Origin of the sequence: Aneurinibacillus sp. XH2 (assembly GCF_001439585.2) — a bacterium.
Taxonomy (GTDB): domain Bacteria; phylum Bacillota; class Bacilli; order Aneurinibacillales; family Aneurinibacillaceae; genus Aneurinibacillus; species Aneurinibacillus thermoaerophilus.
The window spans coordinates 378,599-402,319 of the sequence record NZ_CP014140.1; the positions used below are offsets into that span (position 1 = coordinate 378,599).

22 protein-coding genes and 1 riboswitch are annotated in these 23,721 nt (G+C 47.3%); of the genes, 19 read left to right on the forward strand and 3 right to left on the reverse strand.

The features are described from left to right. The first annotated feature begins 13 nt into the window (after positions 1-13). From ACH33_RS01860 to ACH33_RS01890, 7 genes are all read left to right on the forward strand, one after another. Entirely contained in the window at positions 14-2,287 is a 2,274-nt protein-coding gene (locus tag ACH33_RS01860) for a copper amine oxidase N-terminal domain-containing protein (RefSeq protein WP_057897475.1), read from the forward strand. A gap of 94 nt (positions 2,288-2,381) precedes the next feature. Next, entirely contained in the window at positions 2,382-3,521 is a 1,140-nt protein-coding gene (locus ACH33_RS01865; RefSeq protein WP_057897476.1) for a TolC family protein, read from the forward strand. Positions 3,522-3,788: 267 nt separating this feature from the next. Beyond that, a complete protein-coding gene (locus tag ACH33_RS01870; RefSeq protein ID WP_057897477.1) occupies positions 3,789-4,325 on the forward strand; it encodes a competence protein ComK in 537 nt (178 codons plus the stop codon). Between the two features lie 156 nt (positions 4,326-4,481). After that, positions 4,482-5,009 carry a sigma-70 family RNA polymerase sigma factor gene (locus ACH33_RS01875; protein WP_057897478.1) on the forward strand — a complete coding sequence of 176 codons (528 nt, stop codon included), beginning with the start codon at positions 4,482-4,484 and terminating at the stop codon, positions 5,007-5,009. Positions 5,010-5,139: 130 nt separating this feature from the next. Continuing rightward, positions 5,140-6,075 carry an SLAP domain-containing protein gene (locus ACH33_RS01880; RefSeq protein WP_057897479.1) on the forward strand — a complete coding sequence of 312 codons (936 nt, stop codon included), beginning with the start codon at positions 5,140-5,142 and terminating at the stop codon, positions 6,073-6,075. Positions 6,076-6,344: 269 nt separating this feature from the next. Next, positions 6,345-8,513, forward strand: coding sequence for a copper amine oxidase N-terminal domain-containing protein (locus ACH33_RS01885; protein ID WP_057897480.1), 2,169 nt, complete (start codon positions 6,345-6,347; stop codon positions 8,511-8,513). Positions 8,514-8,842: 329 nt separating this feature from the next. Continuing rightward, positions 8,843-9,400, forward strand: a complete 558-nt coding sequence (locus tag ACH33_RS01890) for a hypothetical protein (protein WP_057897481.1) — start codon at positions 8,843-8,845, stop codon at positions 9,398-9,400. A 29-nt stretch (positions 9,401-9,429) separates the two neighbouring features. Here the strand turns inward: ACH33_RS01890 and ACH33_RS01895 are convergent, their stop codons facing one another. Beyond that, entirely contained in the window at positions 9,430-10,506 is a 1,077-nt protein-coding gene (locus ACH33_RS01895) for a hypothetical protein (RefSeq protein ID WP_057897482.1), read from the reverse strand. Further along, positions 10,481-11,941, reverse strand: a complete 1,461-nt coding sequence (locus ACH33_RS01900) for an MBOAT family O-acyltransferase (RefSeq protein ID WP_057897483.1) — start codon at positions 11,939-11,941, stop codon at positions 10,481-10,483. Before ACH33_RS01900 ends, ACH33_RS01895 begins: the two co-directional genes overlap by 26 nt. A gap of 175 nt (positions 11,942-12,116) precedes the next feature. Here ACH33_RS01900 and ACH33_RS01905 point away from each other — a divergent pair, with 175 nt between their 5' ends. The 7 genes from ACH33_RS01905 (at position 12,117) to ACH33_RS01935 (ending at position 19,131) form a co-directional block, all read left to right on the forward strand. Further along, the gene (locus tag ACH33_RS01905) at positions 12,117-12,770 is read left to right on the forward strand and encodes a phosphodiester glycosidase family protein (protein WP_057897484.1); all 654 of its coding nucleotides are present in this window, start codon (positions 12,117-12,119) and stop codon (positions 12,768-12,770) included. Positions 12,771-12,865: 95 nt separating this feature from the next. Next, positions 12,866-14,311 (forward strand): S41 family peptidase, encoded by a 1,446-nt coding sequence (locus ACH33_RS01910; protein WP_139184990.1) that lies wholly within the window; start codon positions 12,866-12,868, stop codon positions 14,309-14,311. A 140-nt stretch (positions 14,312-14,451) separates the two neighbouring features. Continuing rightward, on the forward strand, positions 14,452-14,934 hold the full coding sequence (locus ACH33_RS01915; RefSeq protein WP_139184989.1) for a hypothetical protein: 483 nt from the start codon (positions 14,452-14,454) through the stop codon (positions 14,932-14,934). Between the two features lie 81 nt (positions 14,935-15,015). Further along, positions 15,016-15,166, forward strand: a riboswitch (SAM riboswitch). Positions 15,167-15,319: 153 nt separating this feature from the next. After that, the gene (metK, locus tag ACH33_RS01920; RefSeq protein ID WP_139184992.1) at positions 15,320-16,528 is read left to right on the forward strand and encodes a methionine adenosyltransferase; all 1,209 of its coding nucleotides are present in this window, start codon (positions 15,320-15,322) and stop codon (positions 16,526-16,528) included. A 165-nt stretch (positions 16,529-16,693) separates the two neighbouring features. Next, positions 16,694-17,905 (forward strand): sensor histidine kinase, encoded by a 1,212-nt coding sequence (locus ACH33_RS01925; RefSeq protein WP_236781944.1) that lies wholly within the window; start codon positions 16,694-16,696, stop codon positions 17,903-17,905. Positions 17,906-17,924: 19 nt separating this feature from the next. Next, entirely contained in the window at positions 17,925-18,641 is a 717-nt protein-coding gene (locus tag ACH33_RS01930; RefSeq protein WP_175493636.1) for a response regulator, read from the forward strand. A gap of 55 nt (positions 18,642-18,696) precedes the next feature. Next, positions 18,697-19,131, forward strand: coding sequence for a hypothetical protein (locus ACH33_RS01935; RefSeq protein WP_091261001.1), 435 nt, complete (start codon positions 18,697-18,699; stop codon positions 19,129-19,131). Positions 19,132-19,233: 102 nt separating this feature from the next. On the opposite strand, the gene ACH33_RS01940 is transcribed toward ACH33_RS01935, so the two are convergent. Beyond that, positions 19,234-19,671: a tetratricopeptide repeat protein gene (locus tag ACH33_RS01940; protein WP_057897491.1), complete on the reverse strand. Its 438-nt coding sequence runs from the start codon at positions 19,669-19,671 to the stop codon at positions 19,234-19,236. A 209-nt stretch (positions 19,672-19,880) separates the two neighbouring features. Here ACH33_RS01940 and ACH33_RS01945 point away from each other — a divergent pair, with 209 nt between their 5' ends. The 5 genes from ACH33_RS01945 (at position 19,881) to ACH33_RS01965 (ending at position 23,652) form a co-directional block, all read left to right on the forward strand. Further along, positions 19,881-20,087: an AbrB/MazE/SpoVT family DNA-binding domain-containing protein gene (locus ACH33_RS01945; protein WP_057897492.1), complete on the forward strand. Its 207-nt coding sequence runs from the start codon at positions 19,881-19,883 to the stop codon at positions 20,085-20,087. A gap of 12 nt (positions 20,088-20,099) precedes the next feature. Next, the gene (locus tag ACH33_RS01950) at positions 20,100-21,686 is read left to right on the forward strand and encodes an ATP-dependent helicase ComFA (protein WP_057897493.1); all 1,587 of its coding nucleotides are present in this window, start codon (positions 20,100-20,102) and stop codon (positions 21,684-21,686) included. Beyond that, positions 21,683-22,447: a ComFC family protein gene (locus ACH33_RS01955; protein WP_057897494.1), complete on the forward strand. Its 765-nt coding sequence runs from the start codon at positions 21,683-21,685 to the stop codon at positions 22,445-22,447. Before ACH33_RS01950 ends, ACH33_RS01955 begins: the two co-directional genes overlap by 4 nt. A gap of 69 nt (positions 22,448-22,516) precedes the next feature. After that, the gene (locus ACH33_RS01960; RefSeq protein ID WP_057897495.1) at positions 22,517-23,164 is read left to right on the forward strand and encodes a coiled-coil domain-containing protein; all 648 of its coding nucleotides are present in this window, start codon (positions 22,517-22,519) and stop codon (positions 23,162-23,164) included. 287 nt (positions 23,165-23,451) lie between these two features. Further along, positions 23,452-23,652 (forward strand): hypothetical protein, encoded by a 201-nt coding sequence (locus ACH33_RS01965; RefSeq protein ID WP_162264986.1) that lies wholly within the window; start codon positions 23,452-23,454, stop codon positions 23,650-23,652. Positions 23,653-23,721: the final 69 nt, after the last annotated feature.

A 23,721-nucleotide genomic window follows, 5' to 3' on the forward strand; every position in this document is an offset into this window, starting at 1 on the left:
GGAGGAAAAAAACGTGAAGACGAATAAAGCTCTTAAAGTTTTAACGACTTCTGCGCTTCTCGCTTCTGTAGCTGCTCCGTTCGGCGCAGGTGTAGTAAGCGCGAACAGCACAAACCTTGTTGATAAGAAAGTGAATGTAGGCAGCAATGGAACATTAAAGGGTGAATCCCACCTTATTATTAAAGAAGATGACACAAACTTTGGAGTGGCTACGAGCGATACGTTCCGTGTGGAGCTGCCGGCTGGTACTGAATGGAACTTCCCTAATTCTTCTAAATTTTATGTTGATAAGACAGGTAAAACTTTCAGCTCTGAAAGTGAAGCTGCTGCTGACACGAAAGCAGAAGTTAATGTCATTTCAAGCAGAACGATTGAAGTTCGTCCTCTAGGTACAGGTTTTGACGATGGAGAAGCGGATGACAAATATGCAATTAATATTCCGCTGTATGTGAAAATGAATGGTGCCAGCGGTGAACTGAAATTGAAAATTGATAGCATGAACAGCACTGTTACTTCCGGTGAATACGTATTTGCTACAGTAAACACTGGTAATACACGTGCTGTTGTGGATACTGTTCGTTACATTGGTAAGAACGGTATAGGCGGACAAATTCGTATTGACGAAAACTTTGCTGAAGCTATTTCAGCAGATACAACACATAATCTGAAATTGAAGTTACCGTCCAACTTTGAATGGAACTTGTCTGACACAAAGGTTACACCTGGTGGTGGCTTTATTGGTAATGCAGAAATAGGCTCTCCTGTTAAAAACGATGATAGTACAATAACAATTCCGGTAAAACTTAAAGAAAAGACTAAGACTCCTGGTTACATCTACATCACGCCTGGCATTAAAGCGAAAAGTGATGCTGCAAAAGGCACAGATGTAACTGTTAACATTAGTGGCGGCGATTTCTCTGATGCTGACCTGACAGTAGCAAAATATGGCGATTACGATGCTAATATTAAAGTTGAAAAAGTAGAAGAGCTGGTAGCTGGTAAATTCGATGAATATACGAAGACAGCTAAAATCACGATTGAGGAATCTGTACCGGGTTCTTTCTACAAAGAACGCGATATTGATGTGAAGTTCCCGTCTTGGGTGAAAGTTGTTGAAGTGTCTGACTGGAGCACATCTGGAGTGGAAGCTATCAAACCGACAGATATTGACGGTACAGACGATGAGTTTAGCATTACAATTAAGAACCCAACTACTAAAGAAAACACAACGCCTGGAAAAATTGAATTTAAAGTTCGTCTGAGCATCGATGCTAACAAAACGGGCGACATTGAAGCTACTGTTTCCGGTGGCGGTATCAACGAACAAAAAGCAGTCGTTGCGAAAGCCATCGCTCCGGCAGCCGTTTCTGTGGAAGGTGACACTGCAAAACTGAAAATTGGTGCGCAGGATCAGGAAGGTCCTACCTTCTACATTACAGAAGCGAAAAAAGGTGTATTTGAAAAGAATGTTGAAGGTCCGAGCGGAAATGGAGAAATCATCGTTCGTCTCGCTAGCGGCGTGAAATTCTCTAAAGTACCGAAAGTTGAAGTTGTAGAAGGCGACGGCACGATCGATACGAGCAACGTTCGCCGCATTGAAAACGACAATGCGCTGGCTATCCCGATTAAAGGGGAAAGCACTTCTAAGCCGATGAAGTTGAAAGTTTCTGATGTTCGTCTGACGCTGGATCGTACCGTTCCGGAAGGCGATATCGAAGCGAAAATCGGTGGCTCTGCAGTTGTTGAGAACTATGTGAAAGACTCTAAAGGTTGGGTAGGAACAGGCCTTTATACAGGAACTGATAATAAGAATCCGGGCACATTCAATACACAACATGCTGTAACTTTCAAAATTGGTTCAACGATCACGCCGGCTCCGTCCGATACAACAGCGAAGAATATTGTATTCAAGCTCAACAGCAAAACATACACGGTTGACGGCAAAGAAATCGAAATGGATGCTGCTCCGCTTGTAGGCTGGGATCGCGCTTACCTGCCGGTACGCTTCGCTGCTAACGCGCTGAACGTATCCGACGATCAAATCATTTGGGATGACAAAACAAGCACGTTCACGATCTTCAAAGGCGACCGCGTAATTTCCGGTAAAGTCGGCGACAAGTTCCTGACAATTAACGGTGTAAAAACTCCGATGGATGTTCCGGTATGGCGCAATAAAGAGAAAACAAACAACCGCGTAATGGTTCCGATCCGTTACCTGGCTAACGCGCTGAATGCTGAAATCAACTGGAACAAAGAAACGAGCGAAATCACAATCCAAGTGAAATAATAAGCTTGACAACTACATGAAAAAGGGGCTCCCATCTGGGAGTTCCTTTTTTCTTACAACTTTATTTTCCTTTTGTTAGAGGGAGATGAAAAATATGAAAAAGCTACCTGCTTTTGTCCTTTCTACTGCTCTATTATTCCCGCTTTCCCTTCCGGTATACGCGGCTGAAACAACTTCGGTCGTCCAGAGCCAGTCGCTTACGTATGAACAGGCGCTGGAACGGGCGTTTAACGCAAGCATCCCGCTCAAAAATGCGGCGGATGAAATCGATCGCTCGTTTGAAATTCGACAAACTATCGGCTCCGGTATTCAATCTTATCCTATCGGTGTAGGCAACGGAGAGAAAGAAGCAGCAGAGCGTGCCAAGGCGAAAGCTTTAATACAAGCGGATACGGCTTGGGGCATCAGCAAGCGCAAATATGATCTGGAAAAAGACAACATTATTTATTCGGTGAAAACAGCTTACAACAATGTTTTAAAAGCGCAGAAACAGAAAGAGCTGGCTGAGGCCAATGTCAAAAACCAGGAAGTGCAAAAAGATGTGGCTTTCTATAAAGCATCAGAAGGGGCGCTGAGCCAGTACGAATTAAGCCAGGAAGAAGGGAAATATGAATCGGCTCTAAAACAGAAAGCTGCCGCGGACAAAGCGCTGGATGATGCCTGGACGAAGCTGAATGCGCTCATTGGTGCTCCGCAGGAGGCACGTTTTGCGCTCGTTGATGAACCACAGTTCAAACCGTTTGAGAGAAGCGAAACCGACCTGGAAAATGATATAACGTACGTCGTCTCCAACAGCGATTTGGTCGATATGGCGGAAAAACAGTTGAAAATCCAGCGTTTGAATGTGGAGCTATATACGTATAATGCAAGTAGCTCAACTTCTTACAAAGCGGAAGAAATTGGAGTACGGCAAGTGGCCAATAAAGTGGATGATACGAAGAAAAATTTGGCCGACGGCATGCGTGCTATCTATTATTCTATCAAGCAACTGGAAGATCAGTACAAAGCGTTAACGATTGAGCTTAAAAAAGCGGAAGAAACGTTGAAAATGGCGCAAGTACGCTATGATACCGGCGTAGGAATTAAAGCTGACGTGACCGCTGCCGAGCTGGCAGTAGCCGATAAGAAAAAGAAAATTTTTGACACATTGATTCAACTTGATAATCTGAAGCTGGCATATGAGAAACCTTGGGTTGCCGCAGGAGCATCCGCTGGCGGCGGTTCCGCCCAGTAATGTTTGTTGCATAAGGCGCTGCGAAATACACTTGCAGCGCTTCTTCCTTTGTTGCAAAAAAAGGACGAGCGGGCAGGGAACATGAGGTTCTATCATACAGATGTCGAGACGGTAAAGATAGCAGGATAGATTTTTGTTGAAAAACAACAAATATTAGGAAATCATCATGAAACTTGCGATGAATCATATCCTGATTTTACAAAAAATGTTGATATAATATACCTAAGGACATTATTCCTAAAAATGTAGTATATAGGGAGGGATTATATGGAGGAGTTTGTCGAAGTGGCAGAAGCGGTTGAGCAATTTGCGCGGCATGGCCATGCGTTTTATCCGGCGCGGCAGCCGGGTGTGGGGGATGTTACGGTTTTGTATGTTGGTGCAGATACTTATTATGTAGTCTGCAACAGCAAGGATTTTTGTAAGCGTTTAATTCGCTGGTTTTGTATGAGCGAAAAGCTTCTTTTACGTTTTTCCTATGAGATACTGGGTCAGCGTAAGCATGCGCCGTTCGTGCTTTCCGCCGGGCTGACGCTCATACCGTTTTGGTATCCGCGGTACGACAACGCGGCACACCGAACAGCGTACGTAAGTATGTCTTCTATCCAGTCCTACCGTTTCCATTCGCACGATGCCTCTGTGACCCTTGTCCTTGAAGATAACCATACGCTGGAGCTTCCGTATTCATTCCAGCGCTTGAAAAAGCAGCTGATTCACGCCGAGTTTGTGTATTATAAATTTACGGCCCGCATCAGGAAAGAAGCTCAATTTTCCCCTATTACGGCGGAAAAGTGTAAAAACTGACGCCTATCTCGTGATAGTCGCTATGTCCCATATGAAAAGGTGAACAATTTTTCTCTATTCCATAACCGTGTTCTGCGCCGAATGCGCGCTTCCGCTAGGATGAAAGTGCGCGCAATCTTTGCAGGGCCGGCCCTCGCACAATGGGGGACAAGAAGTATGGAAGAGAAAGATTGGGCACTTTTTTTCCAGGAATATGAACCGTTGCTGGAGCGCTGGATATCCCGTTACTCTGCCGGAGTGGTGCGTGAGGAAGCGAAACAGGTGGCGCGAATCGCCTGCTGGCAGAAGCTCGGGCTGTATAATCCGGAACGGGGCGCTTCGCTTTCCAGCTATTTGTTTATGGTTGTGCGAGGCGCACTACTGAACTGGTACGCGCAGGAACGACGCTGGTATGACCGTCATCGCCTTCTTACGGCACAAGGGGATGAAGAGGAACAGGAAGGGACACCGGAATGGGAAGACGCGGACTTATTGCCGCCGGATGCGTCCCTTGTCTGGGAGGCGTGGATGGCATATTTGTCGGAGATGGAGGCGCTTTGCCTAACCTTGCATATTCGTGACGGCTATTCTTTGCGGGCGGTTGCCAGGCGGCTGAATGTGCCGTATGAACGTATGAAAAAATGCAAGCAACGGGCCTTGGGCAAGCTGCGCCGCGCGTTATTGCAGGAGCGGGAACAGAAATAAGAGAAAAGACGACGGAACGGCTTGTTCTGTTCTGCCACCGGAGATTTTTCTTACTTTCCATTGTTTTATCCTTCTGCTTTGCATGCAAAAAGGATATAATAGACAAGGAACAAAAGGAGGAATTCTACCTATGATTTCGTTTTTTAAAAAACTCCGCTCTTCGGGTGCAGCGTTGGAAGCGGAGACAGCAGAGAATACGGTAAAGAAAGAGGAACAAGCGGAAGCGGCCGGCGAAGTAGAGGAAACAAATACGAGAATGAAACTTTATTTCCTGCCGGGGCACGATAAGAGTTTTTCTCAGGAGGAAGGATACGTACTTCAGTTCTTCATAAGCGAGTTGTCCCCGATTGCGGAAGGACAGGTTGCGATTGACGGCTATAAAATCGAGCAGGAAGTGAACGGGCTGAAGCTGATGCTGGTGCTGCGCAACAATATGGATGCGGACATTTCTCTGGAACGGCTGCCGCTGGTGTTACAGGATGCCAATCAAAATACGGTGGCCCGCAGTATGTTTGACATGAAGGAGACGGTGATTCCCGCGCATAGCGCGGTGCCGTTGCGCTTTTTGTTCCCACATCATGACTTCCTGGTACCACAGGCCGACTTTTCGTCTTGGAAGGTAGGCTTCCATATGGAGGATAGCTCGGTTCGCCCGGTCGTTTCGGAGCTAGACTTTGAACCGGCGGTACATTTCTCGATGCGTGAGTACATGGAAAAACAGGAACAGCAAGTGACGGAAAATATTCGAAAAGCGATTCAAGAGACGGAGGCCCAGATCAACTTTATTGGTGCCGCGGTGGATGATGTGGAAGATGGAAGCTTAGTGGTTGACTTATTCCTGCGCAATGGCCGAACGGAAGAAGTGGCGCTAAAAAAAGATATGGCGTTCGTGCTGCGCGATGCGGCCGGAGATGTCGTCGCTGCGCAGGCTTTTGATTTATCGCAGGTGAAGCTTGCGCCGAAATCAGTCACGCGCTGGAAGCTTGTGTATGATAAAGAATCACGGAAAAAGCAAAATCCTGATTTCAGTGAATGGTCGATTCAGGCGGCGGAACATTTCGGATAAAAGGTTGATTGTGATGGAGAAAGGGAGGCAGAACCATTTGATGAGACACTTGCGAGTGTCTCCTATTTTTTTGTCTCAAAGAATATTTTAAAAAGAATGATTATTTATATTTTTTGTTGACGATTCCAAAATTTTGTATATATAATCTAAATATATGAAAATATTAGAATTTTTAGGGGGGTGAGTGCTCAAGGAAATGATAGCGCTTTCTATTGATCGTGTTCTGGCATGGTGAGAGGCAAAAACAAGAGCATAAAAGGGGGAAAGTGATGAAAAGAGGTCACAAAAAATGGTATAAAGGAGTACGGCAGGTTTCTTTTGTGGCACTAGCGGCGCCTCTGGCAGTGATGCCCTGGATGTCTATAGTAGAAGCGAACAGCAACAATTACGTAGACCGGATTTTACATCTTTCGTCTAATTATCATGCTGATGGCAATCCGGCTGCCAGTTTGTATGTAGGCGAAAAGGATATCGACTTTACTACTAGAGACACATTTCGTGTGACATTGCCGCCAGGAGTGGAATGGAATCGAGTTCCGGCGGGTTTGGAAAACGCCACGGCGGTACTGATGACGGAGAGCACTCTGGTCGTTACACCGGCAGGCCCGAATATCGTGAACAACGATGGGGATCAAGCGGACAAGATACGGATTCCCCTGGATATCAAAGTGAATGGTGCGACAGGCGAACTGAAGGTCAAGGTGGAGCCGATGGATAGCACCATTACTTCCGGCGAGTATACGTTCGCTATTGTTCGGACAGGCAAGACGATAGCCGTTGCTGATACGGTAGAGGCGATAGGGGAAACGGAAGCTGACACAGGTATAGTACGGATTGAAGAGGCTTCTCCAGGACAGATTACGCGGGGCTCCTCTACGCCGGTTACGTTCCGCTTGCCGTCGCAGTTTGAATGGCGGGACATCAAGCTGACAGGTACGGGCGGATTTACCGGAGCGACTTTTACAAATATTATTAAGGATGGGAATACATTACGGGCAACGTTGAATATTCCAGCAGGGAGTAAGGATCGCGGTTTTCTTTATGTAAAACCGAGGGTGAAGCCGAAAGACGGAGCCGTTCCGGGGGATGTATACGTATCGATTTCCGGTACGGAACTGAGCGATGCGGAAGTGGTTGTGGCGAAGTATCAGAAGTGGGGAGCGAATATAAAGGTAGAGCAAGTTAACCAGATTCTTTCCAGTAAATTTGATGACAAAAAAGTTGTCAAAATGACGATTGAAGAAACTTCGCCAGGCGCGTTCATAGGAGGGCGGGAAGTTGAAGTCGAGTTCCCGAGCACTGTGAAAATCGTTGGAACGGTTACGCCTTCCGGCAATATAGTGAGGCATCTTATCAGTTATTCAGGCAGCGACGTGAGAGGCGTTGTCAACAGCGATAGTAATCGGATTACGTTCACCATTCCTTCCACGTCCACGCCTTCCGGCAGCAAGCGCAAGCTTGTCTTTGAAGCAGCCATCGCCGTGAAGACAGGTACCCTGGGCGATATCGAGGCGACGGTTGAGGGAGCGGGTATCGAAAAGCAAAAAGTTCTCGTCGCTAAAGTCATCCCCCCGGTGATTCCTAAAGCGGCGGGGGAAGGAAAGTTGAGAATTGGTTTGCAGGGGCAGGAAGCACCTGATATTTTCCTCGCTGAGACAATGCCGGGTGCCATTAGAAAGGCGATCGATATGGGACCGCTTGGGACGGAGAACGGATTCGTCGTGGTTTATCTTCCAAAAGGGGTTACATATACCACGACGCCGAAAGTTGAAGTCATAGAAGGGGATTTGAAAATTGATACAGCTTCCGTGCAGATTGTAAAGGCGGAATCTATATACGATGCGATTACATTCAATGTGAAAGCGGAGAGCACCAAACCTTCCAAAATTAGAATTTCGGGAATTAAGCTTGGCCTGGATCGGAGCGTGCCGGAAGGAGTCATGGAAGCGAAAGTTGCGGGCTATGCGCTATCCCATCCATTCAATAGCAAAGTTTTCAATGTAACGACAGGTTCTGCGTTTCAGTATGCAAGCGTTATCACGCCTGCCCCGACTGATACAAAAATGAGCGGCTCGTTTACGATAGGCAGTACTATTTATAGAATCGGCGATAACGAGAAAGTTATGGATGCGGCTCCGTACATTAAGGATGACCGTACCTATTTACCTGTTCGCTATGTCGCCGAAGTACTTGGTGTAGGGGAGAAGGATATCGTCTGGGACAAAGCAGCACATACGGTTACTTTATTCAAAGGCGATAAGGTCGTACAAATCAAGGTAGGAGAACGAAAGATTATGGTAAACGGAACGGTTGTCCCGACCGATGTGGTTGCAGAGATTAAAAATGAACGGATGATGCTTCCGGTTTATCATGTCGTGCAAGCTTTGGGCGCGAAGGCACGTTGGGATGCAGAAAGTCAGACGGTGTTTATTGAATAATGCGGCTTGGATGATATTTTATATTTATTTGTGAATGAATATTCACTCATAACTTTTCACATTTATTCACACATAAAAATTTGCAAAGAAGTCTGTTGTTTGTATAAGTGAATGAATATTCAATCATATGTTTTGAAAAGTTTTCAACTCTGACGCGAATGCATCTTGTCTGCCCGCAGTAATACAGGCCTCTGTTCCGCTTCGTCGTGGAAAAAGGGAGAGCAGCAAAGTCTACAAGTCTCCCGTTTGTTAAAAAATGTAAAATAATTGAATGCATCGATCGGCTTTTGTGGTATAATGAGTGCATAAAATCACGGGGAGGCAATGGGATGGAAGCTGTGTTGAACCGGATATTGGGCGAGCTGCAGCATGTTAATCAGAAGTTGGAAAATATAGATAATCGGCTCGACAAAGTGGAACAGCGCATGGGCAAGCTTGAACAGCGCATGGATACGTTGGAAGTGCGTATGGACAAGCTCGAACAGCGCATGGATACGCTGGAAGTGCGTATGGACAAGCTCGAACAGCGCATGGATACGTTGGAAGTGCGTATGGACAAGCTCGAACAGCGCATGGATACGTTGGAAGTGCGTATGGACAAGCTCGGACAGCGCATGGATACGTTGGAAGGACGCATGGATAAGCTGGAACAGCGCGTAGATATACTGGAAGTCGGGCAGAAAGAATTGCACCAGATGGTACACGCGATCCGAAACAATCAGCTTGAAAGCAGAGCAGTTATCGATTCTGTCCAGTATGATATAGCGGATATGAAAGGCGGATTAAAAACTTTGTGTGAAAACATGGTCACGAAGAAGGATTTGCGATTCTATGATATGAAGATCGGAGAGCATGATCGGGAAATTTTCACGATGAAGCAGCAATAAGCGCGGAAAATGGTGAGAAAGCGGCAGAGCTATAAGGACAGCTCTGCCGTAATTTTTTCTGCGCCCTTCTTGTTCACATGGTTCGCATCGCGGAAATACGAATCATCCAGCGTCGGCGGGATGATTATGAATCTCCCATTATATCTGGTCGACAGTTCTCCGACTAGATGACGGTAAGCGGCCTGCTCGGAAGCGTACTGTTTTTTCATAATGGTTTCAAACGCCTGCGTACGCGGAAGCTGGACTACGGTGAACGATACTCCCTGCTTGGACAATTCTTTCATCAGCCGTTCCAGGGCGTTCGTTTCCACGCCTTTTAACTGGTAGTCGCGCATCCATCGCTTGGCTACTTCGGCAGCATAGGCTGGGCCAAGGTGATTGGCCTCGCGGGCTTCCACAGGCGGCAGCCCCCATTTGTATTTGTATTGATCCCGCGGTGGCTGCGGCAGCTTGTCTTCCCAGTACAGCTTCGCCATCTCGGTCCACACTTCACGCAGTCCATATGAATAAAGCAGCCAGCCGAAAGCCAGATCCATTTTGTTTTCGAAATGCGGCACCTGCAACCGTTCCGCAAGCGTCGCGTGATAGCGGAATTTGTTGTCTGAAAAATCAGTAGAAGCGTTTAACTGGTGCTCGTTTACCGAAATAATGACGTGCTGAAGGTTCGGCAGATCTTGCTTGTGCTTCTCATACAGGTGCAGCATATCAACCGCTTTGCCACCGCTTATGCTCAGGTTGAACACTTCATCCGGTTTCAGGCCGTACCTTGCGGCGAGCAGCGGCGGGCGCAGCGCGTCCATGCTTTGCGAATCGCCGAGTACAAGCAGTTTGATTTTCGCTGTATTCTGGCTTTCCAGTCGTTTCTCGACATCTGTAATTTGCCCGATAAAGCTGGCCGGGCTCATTCCGTACAGCGCCGGATTGCGGAAAATGAACGCTTCGCACAGCGCCACAAGCAACAAAGCCCACAAAAATCCGCGCATCCACCACGACTGCTTCCGACGTCTCTTTGAGCGTCTTAATGTAACTTCTCCTTTCTCATTTCTGACAAGTTGAAGGAAGCTCCCTTTTTTGTTTAATTTAAAACTGAAAATAGATAAAATCATGCTTCTCACCCTTAATCATGGCGATAACGACGAACACAAGCAGGGCGTATACGATTCCACGCACAGGAGACGGAACCAGGCGGTGCCACCATGCTGCGATTCCTTCTTCATTGCGGCGCACGATATATTCCAGCAAGTGGGCAGCGTACAGCACCAGGACGATCTGTAGGTAGAACGCCTGTGATGAAATTTGCTGCACGAAATTGGCCCAGCCTGCCGGGTCAAACATGGCCGTTACATAATCGAACGCGTCCTGCACGCTTTCTGCCCGGAAAAATACCCATGTAACCGTGGTAATGTGGAAAAAGAGAACCACGGCGATTATCCGGTATAGCACGGCTATTATGCGAGAGACAGCTTTGCCTGGCGAAGGCAGCGCATCCAACAGCTTTTTCAGTCCGTCTGCATACCATTTATGAATAATCAGCAGCATTCCGTGCAGGAAGCCCCAGATGACGAATGTCCACATCGCGCCGTGCCATAGTCCCGAAATCAACATCGCCGCAAGCAGGTTGACGTCCTTGCGTAAGCGGCCTTTGCGCGAACCTCCCAGCGGAATGTAGATGTAGTCACGAATCCAGCTCGATAGTGTAATGTGCCAGCGTCGCCAGAATTCGGTCGCATTCGCGCTAATATACGGGCTTAAGAAGTTTAGTGGTAGGCGGTATCCGAACAGATACCCGAGTCCGACCGCCATATCGCTGTACGCGGAAAAATCGGCGTAAATTTGAAATCCGAACAAATATGCGCCTGTCCAGGCTTGGGCCATTGTCAAGTCAGCTGGATTTTTGAAATATTCATCAACGATGGGAGACACTTGATCCGCGATCAGAATTTTTTTTGCAAGTCCCCATAGAATGAGGTAGACACCGTATTTGAATTCCGTCGGTGTCAGCGTTAGTTTATGTGTCTGTTCTACCTGGGGCATGAATTCATGCCCACGCATGATCGGGCCCGCCAGCTGGTGCGGGAAAAACGCGATAAATACCCAGAAGCGAAGATATGAATCCGTAGGCTCGATACGACCTTTATATACGTCTGTCAGATAGGCGATAAGCTGGAACGTATAAAAGGAAATACCGATCGGAAGCACGATATGGGCCCAAAATCCGTCTTTGGCGACCAGCGTCAGGCCGGTTACCGCTTCCAGGTTTTGAATGATGAACATAGAATATTTAAAGAATGCTAGGTTGGCCACGTTCAGAATAATTCCGATCGTGAGCCAGAACCGACTTTGTCCTTTCGGAATTCGCCGGGCGATTAAATAGGAAGTAAACGACATGCCAAGAAATAGCCCGAGAAACCCCCAGCTTGCTGCCGCGTAAAACAGGCAGTTGGCTACGCTTAAAATGACAAGCCGGGCGTTGCGAAACAAGTAATAACAAATAAACGTAATAATAAGAAGAAAAAAGAATTCAGCCGTATGAAATAACATAACCGATGCCCATCCTTATGTGCCTGAAAAAATAAGACACAGGCGTGTCCCATTTTTTCAATGTTTGGGAAAGTGCATTGTATTCTGTAATACTATGTACTTTCCTCCGCAAAATATCTTTTCTATTTTACCATAAAATACGGTCGATGACGAAAAGGAGAGAACAGAGAGTAGAATGAAATATTGGAAAGAAAAGGCGGTGCATTTTGTAAAGGTTTCACGACGAACGCCCATTGAATTGCTTCCCTGTCTTCCGGAAGGGGAATGGCTTACCCGTATGTATGACAGGCTCAAAAAAGAAGGACAGGAAGTGCCGATAATTCTAATGAACGCAAACTTTTTCCACCTTGATGGCGGGTATTCCATCTCCGGCATGAAATACAGCAATGGCACGACTGTTGACCGTTCAATGGGCGGCTTTTACCTGTATCGGGATGTCGCAGGTATCGTCCGGATCGACACGGTGAAAGGAAGAACGATTGCTGATTTCCAGGAGGCGCACTGGGCGGTGGAGTCGTCGCCGCTGCTGTTGCCGGGCCTTGTGGCAAGTCCGCATATAGAAACGACGATTGCGGCGGAGTCTCATCCGCGCACGGCCGTTGGATTGACAGAGACGGATGTTATTTTTGCGGTGACGGATGGCCGCCCTTCAGGATTGACCTGTCGCGAACTGGCACATATTTTGCGGCAGGTCGGCTGTCATATCGCGCTTAATCTTGACGGTGGCCGTTCCTCCCAGTTGGTGATTCATGGGAGGCAGATCAACCGTCAGTGGATGCGGCGCAAAGTGTTTGCCGCGCTCGCTGTATACGAGGAAAAAAAAGGATAGTTGGCGCGCGCGTCGAATGATAGTTAAGAGGAAGGAAGTAAACCAAGCAGCAAAATGTGAATAGGGAGAGGAAGTTGAGTACTTTGAAAAAAACGATGAAACACTTACTTGTATGGAGCATGCTTATGGCCGTAGCAGGAAGCATGGCCGCTCCGACGCTGGCGGCGGAGAATGTGCCGAATGCCGCAAACAATCCGTATGCCGCAGAGGAAGCACGGATTCATGAAGTGCTGCAAACCGTAATGGAAAAACATTTGAACAGCCAGCTGGATGTAAAGCGTCTCACAGATGGCGCCATTCGCGGGCTGTTGGAGGAAACGGGCGACCTTTACACTACCTATTTTACGAATGAGGAGTTTGAAGAATTTTATAACAACTTAGAAGGTACGTTCGTAGGCATTGGCGTATATATTCAGCAAGAAAATAACAAATTGCTCATCGAAAGTGTATTTGAAGGTTCGACTGCGGCAAAAGCTGGTTTGCGGGCAGGTGACGAAATCATTGCTGTTGACGGCAAGCGGGTTGCCGGGCAGTCTATCGAGCAGGTTACGGAATGGATGAAAGGTGAAGTCGGTTCCAGCATAGAACTTACGATTAAACGCGCGGGAAAGGAGCAGATAGTTTCACTCATGCGTGAGGCGCTGCAATTCTCGCCGGTCGATAGTGTCATGCTGGACAATAAAATTGGATATATGGTGCTTTACACATTTTCTGAAAATAGCGCAGAAGTGTTTCGCAAGCATCTCGCCAAGCTGCGAAAGGACGGGATGAAGGGGTTGATTCTTGACTTGCGCGACAACGGCGGCGGCTACCTGGATGCGGCGCTGGAAATTGCCGATGAATTTATCGATAAAGGCGCGCTTGTATATGTAAAAGATCGAAGCGGCAAACGAACGGCGATTATGGCCAAATCCGGAGCGATCTCGCTTCCGGTTGTCGTCCTTGTAAACGGAGGAACGGCCAGCGCGTCCGAAGTGCTGACAGGCGCGCTACAGGATTACAATGTTGCCAAAATCGTCGGCACCAAAACATTCGGCAAAGGCACGGTTCAGGAATTGGTACCGTTGAAACAAGGCGGGATTTTAAAGCTGACGATCGAAGAGTATTTCTCCCCGAAACTTCGGAAGATCAACGGGCACGGCATTACGCCGGATATTATCGTAGAAAACCCGAATGAGCAGGTTATCAAGGCGATTTCGTATTTGCATGGTTCCACTGCTCTTGTTCTACATTCGAACGGGACTGCTTCGGTGGCTGGTATTCCTGCGGGCGAAAGCGTTGCGAAAAAAATCGATGGCAAATGGTTTATCGCGCTTCGCCCGTTTGCCCAATTGTATGGTTGCCAAGTTTATTGGGATGCGTCCCAGGAAATAGCGACCATGCGCTGTGGTGAAACTGTGCGCAAATATCCGAGCAAAAATAATGCATATGTACGCAACGAAAAAGGTGTCCTCTGGCTTTCGCTTGAAAAATTGGACAGCGACTTTCCGTCCATCCTTGTCGAAACGAGAGGGGATAATCTGTTCGTTTATGTAAAGTAAAGCATGGATTCACAACAAAATTCCTTCCCGGGCGTATATACAATTAGATAACCATTTATACCGTAATTGGGAGGATGGAAAAGCCGGGGAGAGATGCCCGGCTTCTTCCCTTAGATCAGTATACGCAGGGAGGAATGTACATGAAAAAATGGGGATATGGATTGGCAGGTGCCGCGTTGGCCTTGGTGATCGGGGCGGTGTCCACCGGTTTGGCAGCTACGCCTGAGCCCGGCTCCGATGCAGATCCGGTTGTAACGAAGAGCTATGTGGAGAAAGTAAAGCAGGAGATTTTGAATGTGGTGAAATCCCAGCCCGGCAAACCGGCAAGCGACACGCAGACACCGGCTGCGGCGAAGCTGATCGTGGAAAAAGTTCCGGCAGGAAAGACGATTATTGGCTATGCGGGCACGGAATTTATTGTTCGGACCGGAAAAGTGGTCGCTCATACGCCGCCGGGCGAAGGGTATGGTCTCCCGGATTTGACCGCAGGCACGAACATTACGCAGGGCGAGCCGGTACCAGCCAATCACCATTTGTTGTTGCCGCGCGATGACGGCCGTGGCCTCAAAGTTGTAAAAGGCCCGGCGGACATTATGATCCGCGGTGAATATGTAGTTCGGTAGCACGGTCGAACGAACAACCAAGTATTTTTCTTTATTGACATCCAAACCTAAATAAGATATGCTCATTGAGAACGGAAGACCCTTGTATCCCGAGCAGGCGGAGGGACTGGCCCGATGAAGCCCGGCAACCACATCGCGCAACGAGCTAGCGCGGACAAGTGTTCCCGGCGCGATGAACGGTGCTAACCAGCAGAACAGGTATGGATACATACTTGATTCTGGAAGATAAAGGGCAAAGAATGAGTAAAAAGATGACCCTTTTCCAGGATAAAATAATGGAAAAGGTTTTTTACTGCTTTGCGACAACGTTTGGGAAGGGAGTACCGTATCTTAACCAAGACCATCTATATATTCATGGTTTATAAGGAGGTACGTGAACATGGCGCTGAAAAAAGGCCGTCATCTCTTCACATCGGAATCGGTAACGGAGGGCCATCCGGACAAAATTTGCGACCAGATTTCCGATGCCATTCTTGATGCGATTCTTGAAAAAGATCCAAACGCTCGTGTAGCGGCGGAAACATCCGTAACAACAGGCATGGTGCTTGTAGCGGGCGAGATTACGACAAGCTGCTATGTAGATATTCCGAAAGTGGTTCGTGAAACGATTCGTGAAATCGGATATACTCGCGCGAAATTCGGTTTTGACGCTGACACTTGCGCGGTTCTAACTTCTATTGACGAACAATCTCCTGATATTGCGCAGGGGGTTGACCAGGCGCTCGAAGCGCGCGAAGGACAGATGACAGATGAGCAAATTGAAGCGATTGGTGCTGGCGACCAGGGCTTAATGTTTGGATTCGCTTGCAACGAAACGGCAGAATTGATGCCGCTTCCGATTTCTCTTGCTCATAAACTGTCCCGTCGTTTGACGGAAGTCCGCAAAGATGGAACGTTGAGCTACCTGCGTCCGGATGGCAAAACGCAGGTAACGATTGAATATGAAGGAAACAAACCAGTACGTGTGGACACGATCGTTATTTCTACGCAGCACGATCCGTCCATAACGCTTGAGCAAATCCAGAAGGATCTGAAAGAACATGTGATTAAGCCGGTTGTTCCGGCCGAGTTCCTCGATGAGCAAACGAAGTATTTTATCAATCCAACAGGTCGCTTCGTTATCGGTGGACCGCAGGGTGACGCTGGATTGACCGGACGCAAGATTATCGTGGACACATATGGTGGATATGCTCGTCATGGTGGCGGCGCTTTCTCCGGTAAAGACCCGACCAAAGTGGATCGCTCCGGTGCGTATGCGGCGCGCTATGTAGCGAAAAACATTGTGGCCGCGGGGTTGGCGGAGAAGTGTGAAGTGCAAGTAGCTTATGCGATTGGGGTGGCGCAGCCTGTATCCATTAATGTAGATACATTCGGGACAGGCAAGGTGGATGAAGAAATTCTTGTTCAGCTTGTGCGCAAACATTTTGATCTTCGTCCAGCAGGCATTATCAAACAGCTTGACTTGCGTCGACCGATCTACCGTCAAACTGCCGCGTATGGACATTTTGGTCGCAATGACCTAAATGTTCCATGGGAAAGAACGGATAAGGCAGAAATTCTTAAGAAAGAAGCTTCTGAACTTTCCGCTCGCTAATAAAAATAAGACTAAAGACCCAACACATCAATAGTGTGTGGGTCTTGTTTTGTTTATGTGGGATGAATGATACAATAGGAAAAGAGTTTTTGTTCTTCTTGCCTATAAAGGAAGTCAACCAGTAGGGAAGAGAAGCGTAGAAGGTAACAATTCGAATGGTACTTATTGGCTAATGATAGAGAGGGGATGTACGTGACCGAGGCGAACATTGATTTTCAACTGCTTGATGAGGTCATGAATAAGACGATTTCGTCGGTGGAAGAAAGTAGGGAAAAGATTTTTGATATCGCGGAAAACGCGCATAAAGAAAGCAATTATATCAGCCTCGAACTGGAAGCCCTAAAAAGAGAAATCGAATGGGTCATTAGCCAGACGGATGAACTTGAACTGCAGGCGAGAAAGGCGCGCCAGAAGCTGGCTAGTATTAGCCGTAGTTTCCACCAATATAGTGAGGCGGAAATACGCGAAGCGTATGAGCAAGCCAGCCAGATGCAGATTAAGCTGTCGCTCTCAAGGGATAAGGAGCTCCATCTCAGGCAGCGGCGGGACGAGCTGGAGCGGCGCCACCGCAGCATTTTAAGCACCATAGAGAAATCGGAAAACTTGATTGCGCAGATGGGAATTGTGCTAAACTACCTGCAGGGCAACTTAAGGAAAGTGGGGATTGCGCTGGAGTCAGCCCAGAATCAGCAGCTGCTGGGAATTCAGATCATTCAGGCCCAGGAAGAAGAACGGAAGCGAGTGGCGCGCGATATTCACGACGGTCCGGCGCAATCGATGGCCAATGTTACCTTGCGGAGCGAAATCGTTGAGAGAATGCTTAATCAAAATCGGATTGACGAAGCTAAGGTAGAGCTTAGGTTATTAAAAGAACTTACAAGGGCAAGCCTTATGGATGTAAGAAAGATTATTTTTGATCTGCGTCCGATGGCACTCGATGATCTAGGACTTGTGCCGACGCTTCGTAAATACCTTGAGGAATATGAGAAGCGGCATGGGATCGAGACGAAGCTTACGTTGCTTACCCCGGAATGCCGCCTGCAGAATTCGATTGAAGTCGCCGTATTCCGCTTAATTCAGGAGTCGCTAAACAATACAGCAAAGCATGCAAAAGCCCGCCATGTGGAAGTAAGGCTTGAATTTAAGCCACATGTGGTGCATTTTCGCGTGCTCGATGATGGAGTGGGATTCGACCAAGCGGTAAAAGCGGAGCGGCCGCAATTTGGAATCATGGGGATGAGAGAACGGGTCAAGCTTTTGCAGGGCAAGATGAAAATTACGTCCGCCCCCGGCAAAGGAACCAGCGTCCTGTTTAGTATTCCTCTTCGTATTGAAGAAGGCAGTAAGCGTGGTAATAGCATAGAAACAAAACCTTAATGAATGTATGGAGGTTAGTATGACGGAGCAAAAGATTTCGATTCTGTTAGTAGATGACCATAAGTTATTCCGTGAAGGAGTTAAGCGGATTTTGGAGATGGAGGATCGTTTCCATATTGTTGGCGAAGCGTCCGATGGAGAGGAAGCGTGCCAGATGGCAGTTGAATTTCAGCCGGATGTAATCCTGATGGACATTAACATGCCGAAAATGACCGGCGTGCAGGCTACGCAGCGCATCAAGGAACGAGCGCCGGAATCGCGCATTATTATTCTGTCGATTCATGATGATGAGAATTATGTATACAAGGCTCTTCTTTCCGGAGCGGCCGGCTATCTGTTGAAAGAAATGGATTCCGACTCGCTAATCGAAGCGATTAACTCGGTAGTGCGCGGGGAAGCTTATATTCATCCGAAAGTAACTGGCAAGCTTATTAGTGAGTTTCGTCGTCTAAGCAGCATTGAGCACAACCATGATGAGAATGTGCTGTTAAGCGATGTGAGCGAGCTTGGTGTCAGCGAGAAAGAAAGCAACATTCTGGCGCTGACGCCGCGCGAGCGCGAAGTGCTGCAATTGATGGCAGAAGGAAAAAGCAACCGCATGATCGGTGAAGAATTGTTCATCAGCGAAAAAACGGTAAAAAACCATGTCAGCAGCATTCTACAAAAGCTGGATGTGCAGGATCGTACGCAGGCGGTTGTTATGTCGATCAAAAACGGTTGGGTACGGTTGTCATAGTGTGAGAAGCCGGAAAGTTAGAAGCAAGAAACGGGCAAATAAATAATGGAGCGGTTTGTTATCAGTTTCCTTCCTGCTTTGTTCCGCATATAGTAAGAAAAAAGGGGGGAAACATGATGGGGTATGGTCAGTTGCTGCCATCACGGCGGCTGTCTATGTGATACTGGCTTGGGTTCTCGTATGGGGCGGCCGCTTCCTTTTTGATCGTTTTCCGCCGCATTTGCAGCGTACCGGAAGAAAAAGCGGTTCGCTGCAAGTGGTGCTCTTGCTCGACAATCCGGACGAACACCTGGAATACGCGGTACGCCACGCGCTTTGGGTATCTGCAGCGCATGGTGTCTCACTTCAAATATATGTGAATGAAGAAGTGAATAGTTCCACTTTACTTCCAATGATTCAAAGAGCGTGGCCCGATTTGCCAATCAGAAATATAAAACCTCAAGAACCATTGCTTCCGCTTCATACATGGTTTTTGGATTTTCCACATTAAAAAAGCATACGGGCAATCTGTTTTATTCTTTATCTTGACTTTTGCTTAATCAACAGCTGCGGACTTGGATGAGGAACATAAACGAAATGGTCGAATAAGACGCTAGCGAAGAAGAATACCAAATACGATCATTAAAATGAGAAAGTAACCTGTGAAAATCGCTGTTACCATCTGGAGCAGCGACATTTTTTTTCTTACGGGTCTCCTGCGTGTTGCTTGCGATGCGAGTTTTCTGAACCTTTCTTCTTGTTTGCGCCGGAGCAGGATCAGCGCGCCGATGGCCGCTTCGTAGTGCGGCTCTGCCTGCACTGCCTGCTTATAATAATGAAGCGCCTGTCCCCAGTTTTCTTCTTTTTCATAACGCTGACCTAAATAATAGAGAGCACGAGCGTCATAGCGGTTGTAGCGAAGTCGTTTTTCATAATAGGACGGATCGTATGTATTAATATATAGAGCGTTAACGTACTGTCCCAGCTTTAATTTTTTTGTTCGTTCGCGGAATTTCTCGCGCGCGTGCGATACATAGAGTTTGTTAGCCACCTATTCTCACCTCTTTCTTTCCAGTATTTCCGCGTTTTAGATTTGTCAGACATAAAATTTCATGTAAAAATTCGGGATTAAATGCAGAAAAAAACAAAAAATTGAAAAATAAAAAAAGGAAAATAATGGGTTTTGGCGAATTAAATAGGTACAAAGAATGACAAAATATGCATCCTTGTTATTAATTTTGGAAAGGAGAAAAAGTACCTATGAAAAAAACTACAGAAGTGAAAGTGACGAAAGACGGAGTTTTGTTTCTGTCAGAAGAAATTAGAGAAAGGGTGAATTTGCAGACAGGCGACTTTGTCGAATTTTTCATGGGGGAAAAAGGAGAAGTGATTCTAAGAAAATGTAAAGTGGATGAGGGGCTCTGGCAGGTCGCGGAAGATGACGATGAATATGATTCTGAAAAGTAGCAGGATAGAATTATGAAATGGGAAGATAAGGAGAAAATCTACAAGCTTTTTCAGGGACGGGCACTCTTGGAAGAGGAAGTGTATTGGCTGTTTCAGTTACTGTTTCGTGATGGCAGGAGAAGGATAACAGAAGAAGAAATGAAAGAGCTTCTGCAGGAATGGATACAGAGCGGGAAGGTCGAACGCAAACCAGGAGTGGAAAGGGTCTCAGAAAAGGGAGAAGGGAGTAGCTTCTCCCTTTTCGTTTCTTGGATCTGGTGTTTGATCCGAGGCGAGAAAAGCGAAGAAAGAATAAGGTACCGCTGTAACCGTTGCGGGGCGGAAGAGGAGCACATCCATATTGTTTACTGTTATCGCTGTCAGGGAGAATGTCCGTACTGTTGCCGTTGCCTGACAATGGGGCGCAGTAGTAGTTGCAGTAGCTACTATTTGTTTGCAGCTGATGAGAGAAAGCGGAATCCGAAAGGTTGCACCGAGGAAGCCCTTTTTTATTATCCGCAGTTGACACAGGCGCAACGGGCTGCGGCACGTAGTATGCTTGATTTTTACCGACAGGAGACGGGGATGCAGGAGTTTTTGGTGTGGGCAGTCTGTGGCGCAGGAAAAACGGAGGTCATGTTTCCGTTGCTGCATGATGTGCTGGCGAACGGAGAGCGCGTGCTTTGGGCAACTCCGCGCCGGGATGTTGTGCTGGAACTGGCTCCGAGGCTGCGTCGCGCGTTTCCGAACCATCCGCTTTCCGTATTATACGGCGGTGCCAAAGCGCAGGATAAGTGGAATGCGTCACGGTTCGTTCTGGCTACAACTCACCAAGCGCTTCGTTTTTACCGGCATTTCGACGTGGTGATACTTGATGAACTTGACGCATTTCCGTACAACCAAGATGAGATGCTGCCGTTTGCGGTGAATCGCGCCCGAACGTTGTCGGGGAAAATCATATACTTGACGGCTACGCCGCGCCCCGACTATCAAAAAAGAATACGCAAACCCAGCTATGCCAAGGATTTTCTGCCTCATGTCAAAATTCCGGTTCGCTACCATGGACACCCGCTACCCGAACCAGGAATTCGCCAGGAAAGCAAATTAAACGCACGTTTAAGCGCGAAAAAGCCGATTTTTTCCCTCCTCTCCTTTTTGAAGGATATCGAACGAAAAGGGGTGCCCGCTTTTATCTTTGTTCCGGCTATTCAGCAGCTTCCTCAATTATACGAATATATTATGGCATACAACAGCAAATGGCAGAATAAACTGGCGGTTGTTCATGCCGCTGATCCGGAGCGCGAAGCGAAAGTGAAAGCGTTGCGGGAGGGCAGGCTACAGATTTTGCTGACGACGACCATTATGGAACGAGGCGTGACACTTCCGGGGATTCAGGTATTGGTGTGCCAGGCGGACGCGCCGATTTTTGATGAAGCAGCGCTCGTTCAGATTGCAGGGCGAGCAGGCCGTTCAGCGGTCGCTCCTGATGGTATGGTTATTTTTATGGCGGAAGAGGTGACTGAGGCGATGAAAGCGTCTATTCGACAGATTCGGGAGATGAACCGGCTGGCGAAAAAACTGGGATATCTAAAGGCCACAAAGAGGGAGGAGAGAATATGAATTTGTTACATTGGAAACGTTGGACAGGCTGGCTTCTGGATATTTTGTATCCGCCACCGCCGCGGTGTACGCTGTGTGGGAATCCGAAGCGCGGAGAGGCGGCTGTTAAGCCTGGAGCAGGAAAAGGAGGACTGACGTTTTGCAGTGTTTGCGAATCGCAATTTGTGTTTTTGACAGATACCATTTGTCCGATATGCGGGCGTGCTTGGCCGACGAATGAGCCGTGTCCGGATTGTTGCCGGCGCAAAAGCAGGCATTTTTGCTATTCGCGCAGCGCGGTCCGTTATAACAAGCCAATGAAAGAGTTGCTTGCACGATATAAATATCGTGGAGATCGCAGGCTGGCAGAAATGATGGTGGAGCTATTGTGGCGTGCCTGGTATTTGTATTATAGAGAGATGAAGATCGACGCGATTACGTATATTCCGCTTCATGAAAAACGCTTAGTGGAGCGGACGTTTAATCAGGCGGAAGAAATGGCGCGTTTCTTGGGGCAGAGGATTGGCTTGCCTGTGTATGGACTGTTGGAGCGAAGAAAAGAAACGGAGAAGCAGAGTCAGAAAAAACGTGCGGCCCGTCTGCACGCGCTGGAAAACGCGTTTTATTTTTCGGACGCGCAAGCAGTGAATAGCTTTGAGGTACAGGCGCTGTTGCTGCTGGATGATGTATACACGACAGGAAGTTCGCTAAATGCGGCCGCTCGTGCGCTGAAAGAAGGGATTCCGGGAGCGGAAGTGTACGGGTTGACTGTGGCCAGATAAGTTGTACAGGTGTTTCGGGCTTTTATGTTAGAATGGATACTATAAGAAGCGGGAAAGGGAGCGGTAAAGATGAGCGGTGAAATGCTCGAGCGAATTCTTGAAGCTATACACGGCATTGACTCACGGATGGATCGGTTCGAGAACGAACAAAAATCGCTTAGAAGAGAAATGAATGAGCGGTTTTGTGCAGTGGATAAGAGGTTCGAGGCAGTAGACAAACGATTCGACGAGATGGATCGGAAGTTTGAAACGGTAGACAAGCGATTCGACGAGATAGATCAGAAGTTTGAAACGGTAGACAAACGATTCGACGAGATGGATCGGAAGTTTGAAACGGTAGACAAACGATTCGACGAGATGGATCGGAAGTTTGAAACGGTAGACGAACGGTTTAACGGAATTGATCGGAAGCTTGAAGCGGTAGACGAACGGTTTAACGGAATTGATCGGAAGCTTGAAGCGGTAGACAAGCGGTTTGACGAAGTTGATGGGAAATTTGAGGCAGCGGACAAACGGTTTGATGAGCTCGATCGGTTAGTACAACAAAATTTCGAAGAAATGAAGCAATTGATTAGTGCAGCGCAGGTGAAAAATCTGGAGAGCGACAATTTAATTTTGCGCGAAATTGGCAACTTGCGTGCAGAAGTACGCTATGCGATTGATACGGCGCATGAAAATCGTGAGCAGATTCACCGTTTGAAGAGCCATTTAGGTTAAAAGTAAGCGAAGGTTCCTGTTCTGTATGGGATAGATCGATGACAGTACAGGGACTCTCGCTTTTTTTATACTCATTATTTTTGTCGGATACGGCATATTACAGCTTATGGGGTAAAGAGGGTGTTGATGTTGTAAAACAGCTTGTCTCGATTGTCCCCACACCATTTGCAGCACGTCATGAATCACACGTGGAAAGGCATCTTTTCGTGTCCTCCATTCGCATCCTTAATATATGAAGGAAGACTGGTACCAGTTATGAAAACTTTCGGGAAGGATATTTGCATACATTGAGTGTCCGGCTGAAAAATATTGTGCTCGGCTCCACTACTTCTTCCACAGCCGAAGTGGTCGTGATCATTGAAGCCGAAGAAAATGTGCAGGGGGAGCAGCGAATTTCGCTTTATAAGGCTACCTATACTGTTGGGTTAGAAAATGGTGCACTTAAATTGTTGAAAGGAAAAGCGAAAAAAATAAAAGAAACGATGTAGAAGTTAGAAATGTTAACAACGTGTAAATGTTGTAATTTAGTTGAAACTCTACTAGAATGGTAACTAGGA

Coding starts and splice junctions, on each gene's coding strand:
- ACH33_RS01890 (WP_057897481.1), top strand. CDS start 8,843: ATGGAAGCTGTGTTGAACCGGATATTGGGCGAGCTGCAGCATGTTAAT.
- ACH33_RS01945 (WP_057897492.1), top strand. CDS start 19,881: ATGAAAAAAACTACAGAAGTGAAAGTGACGAAAGACGGAGTTTTGTTT.
- ACH33_RS01900 (WP_057897483.1), bottom strand. CDS start 11,941: ATGTTATTTCATACGGCTGAATTCTTTTTTCTTCTTATTATTACGTTT.
- ACH33_RS01895 (WP_057897482.1), bottom strand. CDS start 10,506: ATGATTTTATCTATTTTCAGTTTTAAATTAAACAAAAAAGGGAGCTTC.
- ACH33_RS01885 (WP_057897480.1), top strand. CDS start 6,345: ATGAAAAGAGGTCACAAAAAATGGTATAAAGGAGTACGGCAGGTTTCT.
- ACH33_RS01930 (WP_175493636.1), top strand. CDS start 17,925: ATGACGGAGCAAAAGATTTCGATTCTGTTAGTAGATGACCATAAGTTA.
- ACH33_RS01960 (WP_057897495.1), top strand. CDS start 22,517: ATGAGCGGTGAAATGCTCGAGCGAATTCTTGAAGCTATACACGGCATT.
- ACH33_RS01880 (WP_057897479.1), top strand. CDS start 5,140: ATGATTTCGTTTTTTAAAAAACTCCGCTCTTCGGGTGCAGCGTTGGAA.
- ACH33_RS01875 (WP_057897478.1), top strand. CDS start 4,482: ATGGAAGAGAAAGATTGGGCACTTTTTTTCCAGGAATATGAACCGTTG.
- ACH33_RS01950 (WP_057897493.1), top strand. CDS start 20,100: ATGAAATGGGAAGATAAGGAGAAAATCTACAAGCTTTTTCAGGGACGG.
- ACH33_RS01910 (WP_139184990.1), top strand. CDS start 12,866: ATGAAACACTTACTTGTATGGAGCATGCTTATGGCCGTAGCAGGAAGC.
- ACH33_RS01915 (WP_139184989.1), top strand. CDS start 14,452: ATGAAAAAATGGGGATATGGATTGGCAGGTGCCGCGTTGGCCTTGGTG.
- ACH33_RS01905 (WP_057897484.1), top strand. CDS start 12,117: ATGAAATATTGGAAAGAAAAGGCGGTGCATTTTGTAAAGGTTTCACGA.
- ACH33_RS01870 (WP_057897477.1), top strand. CDS start 3,789: ATGGAGGAGTTTGTCGAAGTGGCAGAAGCGGTTGAGCAATTTGCGCGG.
- ACH33_RS01865 (WP_057897476.1), top strand. CDS start 2,382: ATGAAAAAGCTACCTGCTTTTGTCCTTTCTACTGCTCTATTATTCCCG.
- ACH33_RS01955 (WP_057897494.1), top strand. CDS start 21,683: ATGAATTTGTTACATTGGAAACGTTGGACAGGCTGGCTTCTGGATATT.